Origin of the sequence: Actinomadura sp. WMMB 499 (genome assembly GCF_008824145.1) — a bacterium.
In the GTDB taxonomy this organism is placed as follows: Bacteria; Actinomycetota; Actinomycetes; order Streptosporangiales; family Streptosporangiaceae; genus Spirillospora.
The window spans coordinates 9,090,867-9,107,476 of record NZ_CP044407.1 but is presented as its reverse complement, the minus strand read 5'-3'; the positions used below and the strand labels follow the sequence as shown (position 1 = coordinate 9,107,476).

Annotated in this window: 17 protein-coding genes, 1 pseudogene and 1 riboswitch; of the genes and pseudogenes, 6 read left to right on the top strand and 12 right to left on the bottom strand. The window is 75.6% G+C overall.

What is annotated here, in order from left to right:
- The first annotated feature begins 15 nt into the window (after positions 1-15).
- A complete protein-coding gene (locus F7P10_RS41565; protein WP_151017651.1) occupies positions 16-519 on the top strand; it encodes an NUDIX hydrolase in 504 nt (167 codons plus the stop codon).
- 84 nt (positions 520-603) lie between these two features.
- Here F7P10_RS41565 and F7P10_RS41560 read toward each other — a convergent pair whose 3' ends face one another.
- From F7P10_RS41560 to F7P10_RS41545, 4 genes are all read right to left on the bottom strand, one after another.
- Positions 604-852: a hypothetical protein gene (locus tag F7P10_RS41560; RefSeq protein ID WP_151017650.1), complete on the bottom strand. Its 249-nt coding sequence runs from the start codon at positions 850-852 to the stop codon at positions 604-606.
- 157 nt (positions 853-1,009) lie between these two features.
- Positions 1,010-2,401 (bottom strand): MFS transporter, encoded by a 1,392-nt coding sequence (locus F7P10_RS41555; RefSeq protein ID WP_151017649.1) that lies wholly within the window; start codon positions 2,399-2,401, stop codon positions 1,010-1,012.
- A gap of 131 nt (positions 2,402-2,532) precedes the next feature.
- Positions 2,533-3,288, bottom strand: a complete 756-nt coding sequence (locus F7P10_RS41550) for a maleylpyruvate isomerase N-terminal domain-containing protein (protein ID WP_176611847.1) — start codon at positions 3,286-3,288, stop codon at positions 2,533-2,535.
- Positions 3,289-3,513: 225 nt separating this feature from the next.
- Positions 3,514-3,963, bottom strand: a complete 450-nt coding sequence (locus F7P10_RS41545; protein WP_254716295.1) for a plectin — start codon at positions 3,961-3,963, stop codon at positions 3,514-3,516.
- Between the two features lie 200 nt (positions 3,964-4,163).
- On the opposite strand from F7P10_RS41545, the pseudogene F7P10_RS45630 reads away from it, so the two are divergent.
- The 3 genes and pseudogenes from F7P10_RS45630 to F7P10_RS41535 all read left to right on the top strand — a co-directional run.
- Positions 4,164-4,358: pseudogene (locus F7P10_RS45630) on the top strand (hypothetical protein); the annotation flags it as partial.
- Positions 4,359-4,431: 73 nt separating this feature from the next.
- Positions 4,432-4,557, top strand: a complete 126-nt coding sequence (locus F7P10_RS42995) for a hypothetical protein (RefSeq protein ID WP_151017647.1) — start codon at positions 4,432-4,434, stop codon at positions 4,555-4,557.
- 54 nt (positions 4,558-4,611) lie between these two features.
- Positions 4,612-5,181 (top strand): TetR/AcrR family transcriptional regulator, encoded by a 570-nt coding sequence (locus F7P10_RS41535; RefSeq protein ID WP_151017645.1) that lies wholly within the window; start codon positions 4,612-4,614, stop codon positions 5,179-5,181.
- A 45-nt stretch (positions 5,182-5,226) separates the two neighbouring features.
- Here the strand turns inward: F7P10_RS41535 and F7P10_RS41530 are convergent, their stop codons facing one another.
- The 3 genes from F7P10_RS41530 to F7P10_RS41520 are packed head-to-tail and all read right to left on the bottom strand — an operon-like array spanning position 5,227 to position 8,089.
- Positions 5,227-5,868, bottom strand: coding sequence for an LUD domain-containing protein (locus tag F7P10_RS41530; protein WP_151017643.1), 642 nt, complete (start codon positions 5,866-5,868; stop codon positions 5,227-5,229).
- Positions 5,865-7,364, bottom strand: coding sequence for an LUD domain-containing protein (locus tag F7P10_RS41525; RefSeq protein WP_254716294.1), 1,500 nt, complete (start codon positions 7,362-7,364; stop codon positions 5,865-5,867). Before F7P10_RS41525 ends, F7P10_RS41530 begins: the two co-directional genes overlap by 4 nt.
- Entirely contained in the window at positions 7,361-8,089 is a 729-nt protein-coding gene (locus F7P10_RS41520) for a (Fe-S)-binding protein (RefSeq protein ID WP_151017641.1), read from the bottom strand. Before F7P10_RS41520 ends, F7P10_RS41525 begins: the two co-directional genes overlap by 4 nt.
- Positions 8,090-8,441: 352 nt before the next feature.
- Between F7P10_RS41520 and F7P10_RS41515 the strand changes: the two genes are divergently transcribed.
- Positions 8,442-8,645, top strand: a complete 204-nt coding sequence (locus F7P10_RS41515; RefSeq protein WP_151017639.1) for a DUF5999 family protein — start codon at positions 8,442-8,444, stop codon at positions 8,643-8,645.
- Between the two features lie 151 nt (positions 8,646-8,796).
- On the opposite strand, the gene F7P10_RS41510 is transcribed toward F7P10_RS41515, so the two are convergent.
- Entirely contained in the window at positions 8,797-9,411 is a 615-nt protein-coding gene (locus tag F7P10_RS41510; RefSeq protein WP_151017637.1) for an alpha/beta family hydrolase, read from the bottom strand.
- Between the two features lie 51 nt (positions 9,412-9,462).
- Between F7P10_RS41510 and F7P10_RS41505 the strand changes: the two genes are divergently transcribed.
- The gene (locus F7P10_RS41505) at positions 9,463-9,888 is read left to right on the top strand and encodes a PPOX class F420-dependent oxidoreductase (protein WP_151017635.1); all 426 of its coding nucleotides are present in this window, start codon (positions 9,463-9,465) and stop codon (positions 9,886-9,888) included.
- Between the two features lie 42 nt (positions 9,889-9,930).
- Here F7P10_RS41505 and F7P10_RS41500 read toward each other — a convergent pair whose 3' ends face one another.
- The 4 genes from F7P10_RS41500 to gcvP form a co-directional block, all read right to left on the bottom strand.
- Entirely contained in the window at positions 9,931-11,136 is a 1,206-nt protein-coding gene (locus F7P10_RS41500) for a lipopolysaccharide assembly protein LapB (RefSeq protein ID WP_151017633.1), read from the bottom strand.
- A 134-nt stretch (positions 11,137-11,270) separates the two neighbouring features.
- Positions 11,271-11,933: a response regulator transcription factor gene (locus F7P10_RS41495; RefSeq protein ID WP_151017631.1), complete on the bottom strand. Its 663-nt coding sequence runs from the start codon at positions 11,931-11,933 to the stop codon at positions 11,271-11,273.
- Positions 11,921-13,054 carry a sensor histidine kinase gene (locus tag F7P10_RS41490; RefSeq protein ID WP_254716293.1) on the bottom strand — a complete coding sequence of 378 codons (1,134 nt, stop codon included), beginning with the start codon at positions 13,052-13,054 and terminating at the stop codon, positions 11,921-11,923. The genes F7P10_RS41495 and F7P10_RS41490 overlap by 13 nt, the downstream gene beginning before the upstream one ends.
- Positions 13,055-13,134: 80 nt before the next feature.
- Complete coding sequence (gene gcvP, locus F7P10_RS41485) at positions 13,135-16,047, bottom strand: aminomethyl-transferring glycine dehydrogenase (RefSeq protein WP_151017629.1); 2,913 nt, start codon at positions 16,045-16,047, stop codon at positions 13,135-13,137.
- Between the two features lie 171 nt (positions 16,048-16,218).
- Positions 16,219-16,313, bottom strand: a riboswitch (glycine riboswitch).
- Positions 16,314-16,610 lie beyond the last annotated feature (297 nt).

The window sequence follows — 16,610 nt, the reverse complement described above, 5'->3', positions numbered from 1 at the left end:
GCTTACCCTCGGTACATGCCCGACCTTGCGTACTACGCCTCACTGCCGCGTTCCCGCGGCGCGGCGGCGGCCCTGCTCCTCGACGACCTCGGGCGGGTCCTGCTGGTCAAGCCGACCTACAGCGAGGGCTGGTTCCTGCCCGGCGGGGTCATCGAGGCGGACGAGTCACCCCTGGCGGCCTGCCTGCGCGAATGCGAGGAGGAACTGGGCCTCGTCCCGCACCTGGACGGCCTCGCCTGCGTCGACTGGGGATCCCCGCGCTCCGACGGCGTCGACTCGGTCAACGTCTTCGTGTTCGGCGGCTCCATCACCGGCGCCCAGGCGGACACGATCCGGCTGCCGCCCGACGAACTGTCCGACCACGTCCTGGTCGCTCCGGAGAAGATCTCCGAACTGGCGCCCTCGCACATCGCCCGCCGGATGGAACCCGCCCTGCGCGCCATGGCGCAGGGCCGCGCCGTCTATCTCGAGGACGGCCGCGAGCAGCCGTTCGGCACCCCCGCCCTCGGGCACCGCTGACCGCGCCCGGCCCCGGCCGCCTGCCGCACCCGCGGCGCCGGGCCGGAACGGCGTGTGCACCCCCGAGAGCCGCCCCCGAGTCCTTCAGGCGGGAACCGCGTCCCTGGCCTCCCGGCCGCGCTCCGGCTCGGCGACACGCGCGCAGTGGGCGCAGCAGTACCAGTGTCCTCCCACGTCGACGCCGTGCCCCATGATCCGGCACTGGCAGTTCTCGCAGAGCGGCGCCATCCGGTTCACGGCGCACTCGAACGAGTCGAACGTGTGCACCTCGCCCTGCGCGTGCACCTCGAAGGACATCTCGTAGTCGTTGCCGCAGACTTCGCAGACCGCCATGGCCCGTTCCCCTTCCTCGTCGCATCGAGTGCTTACCCCAGCGCCCTACCCGCGAACTCCGCCCCTACCCCCGGAGACGCCGGCACCGGGGGCCGCCCCCCACCCCTGGCGGCGGCCCCCGGCGAGCTCTACCGGCGCGCGGCCGGTCCGGTCCGGGTCACACCCCGGCCCGCGCCAGGCTCACGCGCTCCGGCCCGACGCGTCCCCGGCGCATGTACACCGCCCAGGTCAGCGCGAGGCAGAAACCGTAGAACACCGCCAGCACGATCAGCGCGGGGCCGATCCCGCCGCTCCGCTCCACCGAGATCCGGAACGTCTGCTGGATGAGCGCGCCGCCGAGGGCACCGACCGCGGAGATGAGGCCGATGGCCGCCGCCGCCTCCCGCCGGGCCAGTTCGAACGCGCGCTCCCGGACCCCCTGCTCGGCCGTGGCGGTGCTCGCCTCGGCGCGCGCCCGGAAGATCGACGGGATCATCTTGTAGGTCGACCCGTTCCCGATGCCGGTGGTCGCGAAGACCCACAGGAACGCGCCGAGGAACAGGCCCCACGACCCCGTGCTCACCCCGGCCCAGACCGCGACGATGCCCAGCCCCATCGCCAGGAAGTTCCAGAACGTGACGACCGTCCCGCCGAGCTTGTCGGCCATCCAGCCGCCCACCGGACGCGCCGCCGACCCGACCAGGGCGCCGAGCCAGATGTAGTGGGACGCGGTGATGTCGGGGAACTGGTTGCCGATCAGGACCCCGAAGGAGAACGAGTAGCCGATGAACGACCCGAACGTCGCGATGTACAGCACCGACATGGTGATCGTGTGCGGCCGGGCGGCGATCCGTCCCATCTCCGCCAGAGTGTAGGACTGGCTCGCCTTCGACAGGTTGTTCATGAACAGGTGGGCGCACAGCGCCGCGACCAGGATCAGCGGCATCCACACCCAGCCGACCGCGATCAGGCCGAAGCCCACGATCAGCGGCGGCATCGTCAGCTGCGTGACGCTCACCCCCACGTTGCCGCCCGCGGCGTTGAGCCCCAGGGGCAGCCCCTGCTTCGCCGTGGGGTAGAAGTGCGCGATGTTGGACATCGAGGACGCGAAGTTGCCGCCGCCCAGGCCGGTGGTCGCCGCGATCAGCAGCAGCGCCCAGAACGGCAGGCCGGGGTTGGCGATCGCGAACACGAACAGCCCGCACGGGATCAGCAGCAGCAGCCCGCTGATCACGGTCCAGTTGCGGCCGCCGAACTTCGCCGGCCCGAAGGTGTAGGGGATCCGCAGCAGCGCGCCGACGAGGTTGGGCAGCGTCGTCAGCCACAGGGTCTGCCCCACCGACAGCGCCGTGCCGTTGTCGGCCAGGTGCAGGACCGCGATGCTCCACAGCAGCCAGACGCAGAACCCCAGGTGCTCGGTGAAGATCGAGAAGATCAGGTTGCGGTTCGCGACCCTGCGCCCCGTGCGGTTCCAGAACTCCTCGTCCTCGGGATCCCAGTGATCGATCCACCGGCCGCCCTTCCGCGCGGATTCGGGCCGCGCGGAGGTCTCGTCGGTCAGTGCCGTCATGCTCGGTTCCTCCAGACGTCTCATGGACACCCGAAGGAAGTTAGGAACGCCGGATTACACGGGACGGCGCCCAACGTGCACGCCGTGCAACATCCTTCGCACACCGGTGGCGGGAAAGCTGTTAGACCAGCTCACCCGGCCCCGGGCGCGCGCGGCGAGCGGACCCGGCGGGGCCGCGACGGCCCCTGGCGGCCCGTCCGCCCCCGGCCCGCCGGCGCGGCCGGAGCCCCGGACGTCCCCGCGAAACGGCCGTCCGGGGCGGCGTCGGGCTCCGGCCAGTACGGGGAGCGGCCGGACGCGCGCAGCACCCCCGCCCAGCCCTCCCCCGTCGCCAGCGGCAGGTGCGGGACGCCCCAGTGCCACGCCGACACCAGCAGGTCCGGGTCGCGCGGGCGGTAGTCGGCGCCGATGGCGCGGGCCATGTCCCACGCGTGCAGGTGCCATTCCACGCACGCCGCGCCCGCGTGGTCGCCGACGGTGTACTTCGTGCCCCGGTAGATCAGATGGGTGCGGTCCCACATGTCGGGCATCAGGTCGGCGTAGGCACCCGCCGACACCCCGAACGCCATGATCCGCTCGGGGCCGGGCTCGGGCGGCAGCACCGCCAGCTCGGCCGCGTTCTGCCGCGCCTGCTGCCGGATCAGCACGGCCGTCGCGGCCTCCTGGGCGAACAGCTTCGCGAGCCGGCTGTCCGGCGCGTCCTGCAGGTACTCCAGGAAGTTCTCGGCGACGCACCGCAGGTGGCCGGCGAGATCGATCAGCTGCCAGTCCGAGCACGGCGTCGGGACGTTCCAGTCGCCGGCCCGGTCCGCCATCTCCCGGATCGCCCGCACCCCGTCCTGATAGGACTCGAGTACGCGGCACCGGTCCGGCGGCGTGCGCTCCACGTGACTTCCCCCCGCGTCCAGAGCACTGTGCCCTCTCCACCGGGACGTCCCGCCGCCCGGGCCGCGTGCGCGGCGGCGGGCGGGGCGCCCCGGTGCTCCCCGAGAGGGCAGACTCTCAAAGTTCGGTGGCCGGTGCCACCCGGTGACGCTGTGTCGCCCCACGTCCGGCCCCGTCCACCTCTCCCCGGAGGCGGACCGGCCGGGAGCTGGGACGACCGGCGGCCGTCAGACGGCGGCGGTCGGCCGCGTCCGGAAGCTCAGCCGGTGCGCCTCGCGCGCGGTGCGCAGCCGGTCGACCTCGTCGGTCCACGGCCGGACGGCCGTCGTCGCCTTCGCCTTGCGGGCCGCGATCTCGGCGGCCCGCTGGGCCTTCGCGTCCTGCGCGTCGGTCACGTACGCCTTCGGGCCCATCTCGGCGCGCTCGGCGGCCTCGGCGGCGGCGAGCGCCCCGGTCAGCGCCACGTCGAACGCGACGGTCAGCTCCTGCAGCCCGGCCGGCGCGACGGTACCGCCCTGCGCATCGCGCAGCGCCCGCTCGGCCTCGTTGGCCGCGGCGAGCCGCTCGGCGTACTCGGCGGCCAGCCGCCGGTCGGCCTCGTGCAGCTCCGCGACGTCCTTGCTCACCCGGCGGCCCAGCGGCATGGCGATGTCTCCCTCAAGCTCACGGTCTTCCATATTCGAGGCAAGCGTACGCGGGTGGCGTGCGCATTGTGACGGTGGACACCGAAGTTCGGGCCTTTACACAGTAAGGTCAAGCCGGGTGCGGCCGGTTGACCGGAGTCGGCCCGTCCGCGCCCCTGGCCCGGCGCCGGGTCCCGATCTATGTTCGCGGCATCCTCGAACACCACCGGCCCGAACACCACCGAGGGGCATCCGTGCAGAGAAGACCATGGGCGCTCGGCGCGGCACTGGCCGTGGCCGCCACCGCCCTCACCGGCCCGGCCGCCGCGGCCGCGCAGACGAGACTCGACCTCTCCCTCGTGCCGCTGGACGCCATCGGCGGCGCCCCGCCGAGCGTCACGCTGACCTGCGAGCCGACCGGCGGGGACCACCCCGGCGCCGAGGACGCGTGCGCCGACCTCATCGCCGCCGGCGGGAACATCGGCAAGATCCCGCCACGGGGACGACGGGGGCTGCCCGGGCGTGTACGACCCGGTCCGGGCCGAGGCGGAAGGCGTCTGGCGGGCCCGGCTCGTCGTGTTCGCGCAGACGTACACCAACGCGTGCGTCGCGACGTCGGCGACCGGCGGGAACGTCTTCGACTTCTGAGATCTCCGGCCGCGCCTCCTCGCTGGACCGCCCTTTACGCAGTAAGGTCACTCCATGGTCCGGCAACCTGCGATCAACGCGCGCAACCGCGCTCCGCTGTCCATCGAGCGCATCATCGAGGCCGCCCTGCAGATCGTGGACGGCCAAGGCCTCGGCCGCCTCACGATGCGCCGCCTCGGCGACGCGCTCGAGGTGGAGGCGATGGCGATCTACCACCACCTCCCCCGCGGCAAGGAGCAGCTCCTCGACGGCCTCGTCGCGCACGTCGCCGCCGCGCCCGTCTCGGCGGACGCCCCGGCCGGGGGAGCCGGGGACGCGCTGCGCGGCTGGGCGCGCGGCTACCGCGCCCGGCTGCTCGAGCACGCCGGCGTCCTCCCTCTCGTGGTGACGCGCCGCAATCCCGCGGCCCTGGCGGCGACGGTCGCGTCCCTGCGGGAGGCGCTGCGCCTCGGCGGCGTCGCCGAGGACGCGGCCGCCGTGGTCGCGCACACTCTCCTCGGGTACGTCATCGGGCACGCCGCGCTCGAGGTGCGCGGCACCGCCGAGGACGGCGCCGACCGCTCGGTGAACTGGGACGCCCGCTTCGACGCGGGCCTCGACGTCGTCCTCGGAGCCGCCCTGTAGGCCCCTCCCCCGCGGCCCCGCCCCGGGCGGCTCCGGTCCCGGCGCTCAGTCCTCCACGACGAGGATCTCCAGGTGCCGCGGGCCGTGCGGTCCCGGCACCCGCACCGACTCGACGTCGCGGGTGGCCGACGGGCCGCCGATCCAGGTCAGCGGGCGCGCCGGATCGAGGCGCGCGACGACCTCCGGGACCGTCCCGGCGATCTGGTCGGCGTGGACGACGCACAGGTGGTAGTCGGGCACGAGGGTGAGCGCACGCCGGCCCTGCGCGCGGCCGCCGTCCAGCACGACCGTCCCGGTGCTCGCGGCGGCCGCCGCGCAGCCGGTGACCACGCCGTCGGCGGCGGCGAGCGCCTCGAGGTCGAGGGCGGGCGCGTCGGCCAGCGCCCGGACCCCCTCCAGCTCCGCCAGCCACCCGAACGGCAGGTCGGCCGGGACGACGATCCGCTTCGCCTCCCGCCCCCACAGCGCCGCGGCGACCGCGGTGCCGACGTCGTCGGCGGCCACGTGCCGGACGGCCGCGTGGTTCTCGGCCACCCGCTCGGTGAACAGCGCGAGGACGTCCGCGCGGGTCGCGGCCTCCGCGCCGGTCAGCCGGCGGGCATAGCCGCGCGGCACCGGCCGGGCCGTGCCGCGCTCGCCGCCGAGGGCGTCGCGGACCCGGCGCAGGATCTCGTCGCGGGAGCTCACCGCCGCCCCCACCAGTCGCGGAAGCTCTGCGCGGGCGGCGCGGGCACGTCGCGGGCCTCGGTCCACTTGCCCAGCAGGCCGGGCAGCCGGCGGATCCGGCCGCCGCGCGACAGCAGCCGCGCCCAGCGGGTGCCGCGCCGGACCGCGACGCGGTACCGGCGGGCGTCCCCCATCGTCCACGCCAGGCCCCGCATCAGCACCAGTTCGGGAGTGGGGACGGGACGGGCGCGGCGCGACTCCACGACCACGCCGCGCAGGTGCACCAGGACCTCCGGGATGTCGATCTTCACGGGGCACACGTCGGTGCAGGCGCCGCAGAGCGTGGACGCGAAGGGCAGCGAGGCGTTCGCGGCGCTCTCGACGCCGCGCAGCTGCGGGGTGAGCATCGCGCCGACCGGTCCCGGGTAGACGGGGCCGTACGGGCCGCCGCCGGTCCGCTCGTACACCGGGCACACGTTCAGGCAGGCCGAGCAGCGGATGCAGCGCAGCGCCGCGCGGCCGACCTCGTCGGCGAGCGCGCCGGTGCGCCCGTTGTCGAGCAGGACGAGGTGGAACTCGCGGGGCCCGTCGCCGGGGTGCACGCCCGTCCAGGCGGACACGCACGGGGCCGCGCGGTCGCCCGACGCGGCGCGCGGCAGCAGCTGCAGGAGCACCTCGAGATCGGTCCACGACGGGACGACCTTGTCGATGCCGGCGACCGTGATCAGCGTGTCCGGAAGGGTGACGCACACCCGTCCCTCGCCGCCGGAGTCCGCCAGCACGGCCGTGCCGGTGTCGGCCGCCAGGAACGCCGCGCCGGTGACGGCGACGCGGCCGCCCGCGACGTGTTCGCGCAGATGGGCACGGGCGGCGTCGGCGAGGGCGGCCGGATCGTCAGGCAGGTCCGCCGGCGCGCCCGGCAGCGCCCGCAGGAACAGCTCCCGGACCTCGGCGCGGTCGCGGTGCAGCGCCGGGGACGCCAGGTGGGACGGCGCGTCCTCCCCCAGCCCGACGATCAGGTCGCCGAGGCCCGTCGCGCGGACGGTGACGCCCGCGCGGGCGAGCGCGCCGGGCACGCCGGCCTCCCGAAGGGTCGCCGACGGCGCCCGCAGGACCTCGCGGGCCCCGGTGGCGCGGACCAGCCGGGTGACGACGCGGCGCGCCTCGGCGGCGTCCGCGGCCCAGTGGACCGTGCCACCCGCCTCGGTGACCGCGCGTTCGAGCGTCTCCAGGTGGGTGTCGAGGTCGAGGAGCGCCGCGTCCCGCAGGGCGCGGCCGGCCTCGCGCAGCTCCTCCCAGTCGGCGGGCTCGGCGGTGGCCGCGGCGGTGCGCTCGCGGGCGGCGGCGACCGCCACGCCCAGGTTGCGGCGCCGCCGGGTGTCGGCGAGCGCCGGCCGCGCCGCGTCGGCGAACCGCGCCGGCCGCGCCGGCGCGCCGGCACCGCCCGTCGCGCCGGGCGCGCCGGGCGCGATCGCCGCCGCCAGGGCGTCCGGCGGCCCCGTGCCGGGGGGCGTCACGCGGGCCCCGTCCCGGCGAGGATCTCGGCCAGGTGGGCGACGCGGACGCCGCCGCGCAGCCGGGACAGCGCTCCGCCGATGTGCGCTAGGCAGGAGTTGTCGACGGCGCACACCACGTCGGCGCCGGTGTCGCGGACGTGCCGGATCTTGTCGGCGACCATCGCGACGGACACGTCGGCGTTCTTCATCGCGAACGCGCCCCCGAACCCGCAGCACTCGTCGGCGGCGGGCAGGTCGACCAGCTCCAGGCCCCGCACCGCCCGCAGCAGCCGTTCCGGGCGGTCGGCGACGCCGAGGGCCCGCGCGGACTGGCACGTCGGGTGGTAGGTCACGCGGTGCGGATAGTAGGCGCCGACGTCGGTGACGCCCAGGACGTCCACCAGGAACTCGGTCAGCTCGTGGACGGCGAGGGCTTCGGCGGCGCCCGCCAGCGCGGGGTCGCGGACGGTGCGCGCGATCCTGGGGTAGGCGTCCCGGACGGCCGCGGCGCACGACGCGGACGGCGCGACGATCGCGTCCGCACCGGCGAAGGCCCGGGTGAAGGCGCGGGCGAGGTCGGCGGCCTCCCGGCGGTACCCGGTCGTCCAGTGGAACTGCCCGCAGCAGGTCTGCCCCGGCGGGTGGACGACCTCGTGCCCGAGCCGCTCGAGCAGCACCGTCACGGCCTTCCCCGTGTCGGGGAACCACGCGTCGTCGTAGCAGGCGACGAACAGCGCGACGCGCATTCCCGGCCTCCCCCTCCCTCGGCCCGTTCCCCGTGGGACATCGTAGGGCGCGCGGAGGCCCCCTCCGGCTGAAACGATCGCATCCGGTGGCCGGAAGCGGGCGGGCCCGTGACAGGCAACGGACCATTTAGAACGTTTGCCGATCTTCGGCGTGTCGTTCTTCATCCGTTATCGAGCGCGGGGGACGCTATGTACTGCACCTCAGGGTGAGACGAGTCACAAACATCCCCTGCCCGGGTACCAGAGGACAATCGTCCCAACGGGCTATAGGCGGCGGGGGCGAACCGTTCCACACTGGGGTGCGTCAATAAGGGAAAGTCCACCGACCAGTAGTTGAGACCGGAGGCACGCCATGTGCCCGCACCAGCCGCCCTGTCCCTCGCACGACGAACCCGACCGCGACGCCGCCCGCACGCTGGCCGCCCACCCCGAGCAGGGGTGGAGCCTGCTGTGCAACGGCGTGGTGCTCTTCGAGGACACCGGTGAGCTGCTGCCCGACGGGGGGATCATCGCACCGCACCGGCCGACGGACCTGCAGGAGTCCTCCGCGGCCTAGGCCGGGGCCGGTCGCCACGGGGAGACCGGCCGCATCGCGATGATCGATCCGACGGGGGCACTCCCGCCCGCACGGACCTCTGGGCCCGCCCCTCGGGCCCAGAGGCGACGCCCGTCGCTCGGGCGCCCGACTTCCACCTCCGCCGATCCGCTCACGGCGAGACGGCGCTCCGGGACGCCGCCCAGCGCCGCAGCCACGGGACCGCCGCCGCCGCGACCGCCACCGGATCCTTCGCCAGCTCGTGCCGCTCCCCCGGCAGCACCACCACCCGCGCCGCGTCGGCCGGGTCCGGGACGCCGAACGGATCCCGGTCACCGTTCACCACGAGCACCTCCACGCCCGCCGAACGCAGCTCGTCCGCCCGCGACCGTTCCGGTTTCCCCGGCGGATGCAGCGGGAAGGCGAGCGCCAGCACCCCGGCCGCCCCCGCCGCCCGCGCCGTCCGGCACGCCACCCGCGCTCCGTTGCTCCGGCCGCCCTGCACCAGGGGGACGTCCGCGAACCGCTCCCGCACCGCCGCGACGACCTCCAGCCACGCCTCGTCCTGCTTCACCGCCGGGCCCGGCGCCCGGCGGCCCGCGAGCCGGAACGGCTGCATCACCCGCGCGACCCCGCCGCCCAGTTCCAGCGCCGCGTCCCGGACCGCGAGCAGGTCCGGCGCGTCCACTCCCCCGTTCGACCCGTGCGTCAGGACCAGCAAAAACGCGGGCTCGTCGGGCTCGTCGAGGACCGCCTCGGCGAGCCCGTGCGCGGTGGGGATCTCCATGCCGCCCACCGTAGCGAGCGTGCCGATGATCTTGTCGGGCAGACTGGGGGCATGGAGAAGATGACCGACGACGAATGGCGCGCGTTCGTCACCGCGGGGACGCGGACCGGGAAGTGCGCGGTCACCCGCGCGGACGGATCGCCGCACGTGACGCCGATCTGGTTCGTCCTCGACGGCGACGACCTGCTGTTCAACACCGGCGCCGGCACCGTCAAGGGCCGCGCGCTCGCCCGCGACCCGCGCCTGTCGGTGTGCGTGGACGACCAGGAGCCGCCGTACTCGTTCGTGCTCGTGCGGGCCGAGGCGACGCTCGTCGAGGACCTGGACGAGATGCGCCGCTGGGCGACCGAGATCGGCGGCCGGTACATGGGCGCCGATCGCGCCGCGGAGTTCGGCGCCCGCAACGCCGTCCCCGGCGAGTACCTCGTGCGCGCCCGCATCACGAAGGTGACCGCCGAGCGCGACCTCGCCGGATAGCCGCCGCCCGCGCCCGAGACCGGCGGGGTCCGGGGCGGCGGGTCAATGGTCGGCGGGGTCTGCCCGGTCGGCCGCCAGGCGGAACCGCTCGGTGAAGCTCTCCCGCAGCAGCGGGCCCCACGGGTAGCCGTCCGGGACGCCCACCGCCCGGCCGAGCAGCTCGCGGGTCTCGCCGGCGCGCCCCTCGCGCGGTCCCCCGGCGTACCGGGCGGCGAGCAGCGCGTACATGTGGTCGAGCGCGCCGAACGCCTCGCCGGCGAGGGCGGGCAGCGTCCCGTCGGTGACGGCCTGCTCCACGACCGGCTCCCACCACAGGTCGGCCGGGTCGGCGTCCTCGTCGTCCCCGGCGAAGTCGCGGCGGAGCCGGGCCCGCACCTGCGCGGCCGTCCCGGGGTCGGCGAGGCCGCGCCGCCACACCTCGCGAGCCTCGGCGCCGCGCCCGCGCAGCGGCAGGGTGCGGGCGAGGAGCTCGGTGGCGAGCGGACCGGCCTCGGGGTCGGCGGGCTCGCCGGCCTCGCCGAGGGCCGCGCCGAACGCGGCCACGGCCTGGTCGAGGCACGCGATGCCGAGGGTGACGGCGAGGCGGGCGTGCGCGTACGGGGCGGCGGCGCGGTCGATCAGCTTCAGCCCGGCCGTCAGGACGCGCTGGGCGCGCACGGGGTCGCCGCGCTCGAGGTGCCGCTGCGCGAGGTCGTGCGCGGCGGGCGGCCCGTGCTCGGGGTCGCCGGTGGCCAGCACGGCCTCCCAGTGGCCGCGGGCGGCGTCGAAGTCGCCGGCGTCGTCGGCGAGCCGGGCCAGGGCGAGGTGCGCGGGCGGCAGGTAGGCGGGGTTGCCGAAGTCGACGACGACGCGCCAAGCCGGTGCGGCCAGGTCGTGCTCGCCCGCTCGTTCGTGGGTGAGGGCCAGGTGGTAGGCGGCGCGCGGGCCGTACTCGGGGTCGCCGGTGGCGATGGCCGCGCGGTCGGCCTCGCGGGCGCGCGCGGTGTCTCCGGCGTCGTCGAGGACGACCGCGAGACCGAGGGCTGCCTGGGCCCGGTGCGGGGTGTCGCCGAGGGCGAGCACCCGCTCGAACAGGTCCGCGGCGCGGGCGGACTCGCCGCGCTCGGCGAGGTCCCGGGCCTCCTCGCACAGCAGGGCCGGGTCCGGCCCTCGCTCGTCGGGCCGCTCGGCGGGCCCGCGCCCGTCGTTCCGTTCGTCCGGCGCGGCGGGCTCGGTGGCCGCGGGTACCGGGTCCGGGGACTCGCTCATCGGTCCTCTGCCCTCTGGGGGTCGGGGTCGGCACCGAGCCTAGCGATCCGGCGGCGCCGCGTCCCGCGGCGACACCCGTCACCTTTTGCGGCGACTTCTGGCGTGTTCGCCCCATGCCGGGCCCGGGGGACTTCTCAGTCGAGTCCCGCGTCGTGGGCGAGCAGGGCGATCTGGGTCCGGTTGTCCAGGCCGAGCTTGTCGAGGACGGTCGACACGTGGGCCTTCACGGTGGCCAGGCCGACGAACAGCTCGGCGGCGATCTCGGCGTTGGCGCGTCCCCGGGCCACGGCCACGACGACCTCGCGCTCGCGGGGCGTGAGCACGTCCAGCGCGGCGCGCGCCCGCTCGTAGGCCCCGGCCTGGACGACCGCGCGGTCCATGAGCCGCCGGGTGACCGCCGGGGACAGGATCGGGTCCCCGGCCGCGACGCGCCTCACGGCCTGGACGAGCTGTTCGGGGGGCGTGTCCTTCAGCAGGAATCCGGCGGCCCCGGCGCGCAGCGCGCGGAGGATGTTCTCGTCGGTGTCGAAGGTGGTGAGCACGGCGACCTCGGGCGGCGCGGCGCGGCCGCGCAGCCGCCGGGTGGCGGTGATGCCGTCCACCCGGGGCATCCGCAGGTCCATGAGCACCACGTCGGGGGCGTGGGCGTCCGCGGCCGCGGGCACCTCGTCGCCGTCGGCGGCCTCCCCCACGACGGCGATGCCGGCGGCGCCGTCCAGGAGCATCGTCAGCCCGGCGCGGACCATGGGATCGTCGTCGACGATCAGCACGCGCACGGGACGGGTCACGCCGGCCATGGTAGCCGCGCGCGGAGCCGGAACTCCCCGGACGCCGCCTCGTGGTCGAGCCGCCCGCCGGCGAGCCGTACCCGTTCGGTGAGCCCGACGAGCCCGGTCCCGCTCCCGGGGACGAGCGCCGGGACGCCGTCCGGCGGGAGCGGGTTGCGGACGTCGATCTCCAGGCGGGCGCCGGGCCGTCCCAGCAGGGTCACCTCGACGGGCAGCCCGGCGGCGTGCTTGCGGGCGTTGGTGAGGCCCTCCTGGACGACGCGGTAGGCGGCCCGCCCGGCGGCGGGCGGCAGCGCCCCGGGTTCGGCGACCTCGTCGCGCAGCGTCACCGGCGTTCCCGCGTCGCGGGACTCCTCCACCAGGCGCGGTACGTCGGCCAGGACGGGCTGCGGCCGGTCGCCGGCGTCGCGTTCCTCGTCGCGCAGGACGCCGATGACCTCGCGCAGCTCCTCGAGCGCCTGGTGCACGCCGGTGCGCACGACGCCCGCGGCCTGCGCGAGCTTCTCGGGCGGGGCGTCCGGCCGGTACTCCAGGGCGCCCGCGTAGGTGGCGAGCAGCGACAGCCGGTGCGCGAGGACGTCGTGCATCTCCCGGGCCATCCGCGTCCGCTCGAGCATGCGCGCCTCGGCGACCCGGCGGCCCTGCTCGGCCTCGGCGCGGCGGGCGCGCTCGTGCAGCGAGTCGATGAGCGCCCGTCGCGCCTGGACGAGCGCGCCCCAGCCGGCCAGCGCCCCGTAGGCGACGACGATCAGCACGAGCCACCAGCCGAGGGAGATGCCCGCGTTGAGCCGCCACGCCCCCTGCACGGCGTGCGCGGCGATACCGATCCCCGCCACCGCCGCGGCGAGCGGGAACCGGCGGACCCGCGCGACCTGCAGGGCACCGGCCGTGGCCGCCGGGGTCGCCGCCGGGGACACGGCCGCGAGCAGGCCGAGCCCCAGCGCGCCGCCGACCGGCCGCCACAGCAGGACGGGCGCGGCCGCGCAGCTCACGACGGCGACGGCGATGTCGAGGGCGAGCAGGTCGCGCGTCCCGTCCGTGCTCGCCGTGCTCCACACGGTCAGCACGGCGAGCACGCCCGTCGCGGCGACCATCACGGCTGCCGCCCACCCCTGGTTCCGGCTGTTCACGGGGCCCAAGGTAGCCGCGTCCGCCGTGGCGGCGGCACCTACCGAAGTAGGGGGTGCCGCGACCGCCGGGGCGGTGCCGGTCAGTCCTCGAACTCCTCGGGCGGCGGGCAGGAGCAGACGAGGTTGCGGTCGCCGTACGCCTGGTCGATGCGGCGGACGGGCGGCCAGTACTTGCCCTCGCGCAGCGCCGGCAGCGGGTAGGCGGCCTCCTCGCGGGTGTACGGGTGCTTCCAGCCGTCGGAGATCAGCTGCGCGGCGGTGTGCGGCGCGTTCTTCAGCGGGTTGTCGTCGCGGTCGTAGCCGCCGTCCGCGACCCGCTCGATCTCCCGCCGGATCTCGATCATCGCGTCGCAGAACCGGTCGAGCTCGGCGAGGTCCTCGCTCTCGGTCGGCTCGATCATCAGGGTCCCGGCCACCGGGAACGACAGGGTCGGGGCGTGGAAGCCGTAGTCGATGAGGCGCTTGGCGACGTCCTCGGCGGTGATCCCGGTCTCCTTGGTGATCTTGCGGAGGTCGGCGATGCACTCGTGCGCGACGAGGCCGTTGCGCCCCGTGTACAGGATCGGGTAGTGCGGAGCGAGGCGGGCGGCGAGGTAGTTCGCGCCGATGATCGCGCCCTCGGTCGCGGCGCGCAGCCCGTCCGGGCCCATCATCGCGATGTACGCCCACGAGATCGGCAGGATGCCCGCCGACCCCCACGGCGCCGCCGAGATCGGCCCCACGCCCGTCCCGGCGGGCCCGGCCTCCGGGCGCAGCGGGTGGCTCGGCAGGAACGGCGCCAGGTGCTCGCGGACGCCGACCGGGCCGACGCCGGGCCCGCCGCCGCCGTGCGGGATGCAGAACGTCTTGTGCAGGTTGAGGTGCGAGACGTCCGAACCGAACTCGCCGGGGCGGGCGAGGCCGACGAGGGCGTTGAGATTGGCGCCGTCCACGTAGACCTGGCCGCCCGCCGCGTGCACGGCCTCGCACACCTGCGTGATCGACTCCTCGAACACGCCGTGCGTGGACGGGTAGGTCACCATGATCGCGGCGAGCCGGTCACCGTGCTTCTCGATCTTGGCGTGCAGGTCGTCCAGGGCCACGTTGCCGCCCTCGTCGCACTTGACGACGACGACGCGCATCCCGGCCATGACGGCGCTCGCGGCGTTGGTGCCGTGCGCGGACGACGGGATGAGGCAGACGTCGCGCCGCTCCTCCCCGCGCGAGGCGTGGTAGCCGCGGATGGCCAGCAGCCCGGCCAGCTCGCCCTGCGACCCGGCGTTCGGCTGCACCGACACCTTCGCGTACCCGGTGATCTCGGCGAGGTTCGCCTCCAGCTCGCCGATCAGCTCGACGTAGCCGGCGGCCTGGTCGAGCGGCGCGAACGGGTGGACGTTCGCGAACTCCGGCCAGGTGATCGGCTCCATCTCGGCGGTCGCGTTGAGCTTCATCGTGCAGGAGCCGAGCGGGATCATCGACCGGTCGAGGGCGATGTCCTTGTCCTGGAGGCGGCGCAGGTAGCGCAGCATCGCGGTCTCGGAGCGGTGCGCGTGGAACACGGGGTGGGTGAGGTAGGGGCTCTCCCGCCGCAGGTCGCCGGCGAGCACGTCGGCGGGCGCGTCGGCGGGCCCGGCGCCGTCCTCGCCGTCCCCGGTGGCGGGGTCCGCGTCGACGCCGAACGCCGCGAGGACCGCCGCGACGTGCTCGGGCAGCGTCGTCTCGTCGCAGGCGATCCCGACGCGGTCGGGTCCGTCGGGCCGCAGATTGACGCCGCGCTCGCGGGCGGCGGCGACGACCTCGGCGGCGCGGCCGGGGACGCGGGCCAGGACCGTGTCGAAGAACGACCCGTGCACGACCTCGACGCCGCCGCGGCGCAGCCCGGCGGCGATCTCGGCGGCGCGGAGGTGGGCCCGCTGCGCGATCGCGGCGAGGCCCTCGGGGCCGTGGTAGACGGCGTACATGCTCGCCATCACGGCGAGGAGGACCTGCGCGGTGCAGATGTTGCTGGTGGCCTTCTCCCGGCGGATGTGCTGCTCGCGGGTCTGCAGGGCGAGCCGGTAGGCGGGTGCCCCGTCGGCGTCGACGGAAACGCCGACGAGCCGTCCGGGCAGCTGCCGCCGCAGGTCGTCGCCGACCGCCATGTACCCGGCGTGCGGGCCGCCGAAGCCGTAGGGGACGCCGAACCGCTGCGCGGACCCGACCGCGATGTCGGCGCCCGACTCCCCCGGCGGGCGCAGCAGCGTCAGCGCGAGCAGGTCGGCGGCGACGACGACGCGCGCGTCCCGCTCGTGCGCCTGCGCGGACAGCGGCGCCAGGTCGCGGACGGCGCCGGACGCGCCCGGGTACTGCAGCAGGACGCCGAAGAAGTCGCCGTCCGGCAGCCCGCCGGACACGTCGGCGACCACGACCTCGATGCCGAGCGGGACGGCGCGGGTGCGGACGACCTCGATCGTCTGCGGGAGCGCGTCGGCGTCGACGAGGAACCGTCCGGGCTCCTTGCGCCGGGACGCGCGGTGCGCGAGCGCCATCGCCTCGGCCGCGGCCGTGCCCTCGTCGAGCATGGAGGCGTTCGCGACGGGCAGCCCGGTGAGGTCCGCGACGGCCGTCTGGAAGTTCAGCAGCGCCTCGAGGCGCCCCTGGGAGATCTCCGGCTGGTACGGGGTGTAGGCGGTGTACCAGCCGGGGTTCTCCAGGACGTTCCGCATGATCACGCCCGGAGTGATCGTCCCGTGGTAGCCGAGGCCGATCATGGAGGTGAGGACGGTGTTGCGGGCGGCGAGCTCGCGGAGCCGGTCGAGCGCGGCGGTCTCGCTCAGCGCGGGCGGCAGGTCGAGCGGCCGGCCGGTGCGGATCGCGGCGGGGACGGCGTCGTCGATCAGCGTCTCCGCGCCCGAGTGGCCGATCGCGGCGAGCATCCGGTCGCGGTCGGCCGGGGACGGGCCGATGTGCCGATCGGCGAAGGCGGCGCGGGGATGCTGCGGCGCGGCCACGGGGGCGAAGAACTGGGCGGTCATGGAGGAGCCTCCTGGCTGCTGCGGTCGCTCAGGGCCACCGCCGGCGCGGGCCGGCGGCCGGTCTCCCCCTCTGTCGTCGGCACCTGAGAGCTTCACCCGCGCACGGGATTTCCCCTTCGGTGAGGCGGCGTTCCCGATCGGCGGGGAACGACGCCTGCTTTCCAGAGGTGCCTCGCCCGAGCGGTCCTTTTGCCTGAGAGGTTCCGGGGAGGTTGCCCCTTCGGCGCCCCACGCCGGCTGCGTGGGGTCTCTCCCGCCCAGGGTCGACGGCATGTCCGGGACAAACCCTACCCAACCGCGGCCGCCCCGGTCGTCCCGGTCCCGTCATCAGGTGTTCACCGCCGTGACCTCGGCGGTGGCGTCGTACCCGCGAGTATCCAGGACAGTACGATATGACCGTCCCGCCGGGGACGCGACGGGACGGACGACGAGGGGCGAGGGTGAACGGAGCGACGGCCGGACGGGGGTCCGCCGCTCGACCGGGCACGGCCGGTTCTGGGACGCTGATCACCGGGACGCCGGTCACTGGAGCAGTGGCCGGCACGACGGACGGCCGGGGCGGC

Excerpts from the sequence above, each read along its gene's own strand:
- F7P10_RS41565 (WP_151017651.1), top strand. The coding sequence starts at position 16 with ATGCCCGACCTTGCGTACTACGCCTCACTGCCGCGTTCCCGCGGCGCG.
- F7P10_RS41560 (WP_151017650.1), bottom strand. The coding sequence starts at position 852 with ATGGCGGTCTGCGAAGTCTGCGGCAACGACTACGAGATGTCCTTCGAG.
- F7P10_RS41555 (WP_151017649.1), bottom strand. The coding sequence starts at position 2,401 with ATGACGGCACTGACCGACGAGACCTCCGCGCGGCCCGAATCCGCGCGG.
- F7P10_RS41545 (WP_254716295.1), bottom strand. The coding sequence starts at position 3,963 with ATGGAAGACCGTGAGCTTGAGGGAGACATCGCCATGCCGCTGGGCCGC.
- F7P10_RS41535 (WP_151017645.1), top strand. The coding sequence starts at position 4,612 with ATGGTCCGGCAACCTGCGATCAACGCGCGCAACCGCGCTCCGCTGTCC.
- F7P10_RS41520 (WP_151017641.1), bottom strand. The coding sequence starts at position 8,089 with ATGCGCGTCGCGCTGTTCGTCGCCTGCTACGACGACGCGTGGTTCCCC.
- F7P10_RS41515 (WP_151017639.1), top strand. The coding sequence starts at position 8,442 with ATGTGCCCGCACCAGCCGCCCTGTCCCTCGCACGACGAACCCGACCGC.
- F7P10_RS41510 (WP_151017637.1), bottom strand. The coding sequence starts at position 9,411 with ATGGAGATCCCCACCGCGCACGGGCTCGCCGAGGCGGTCCTCGACGAG.
- F7P10_RS41505 (WP_151017635.1), top strand. The coding sequence starts at position 9,463 with ATGGAGAAGATGACCGACGACGAATGGCGCGCGTTCGTCACCGCGGGG.
- F7P10_RS41500 (WP_151017633.1), bottom strand. The coding sequence starts at position 11,136 with ATGAGCGAGTCCCCGGACCCGGTACCCGCGGCCACCGAGCCCGCCGCG.
- F7P10_RS41495 (WP_151017631.1), bottom strand. The coding sequence starts at position 11,933 with ATGGCCGGCGTGACCCGTCCCGTGCGCGTGCTGATCGTCGACGACGAT.
- gcvP (WP_151017629.1), bottom strand. The coding sequence starts at position 16,047 with ATGACCGCCCAGTTCTTCGCCCCCGTGGCCGCGCCGCAGCATCCCCGC.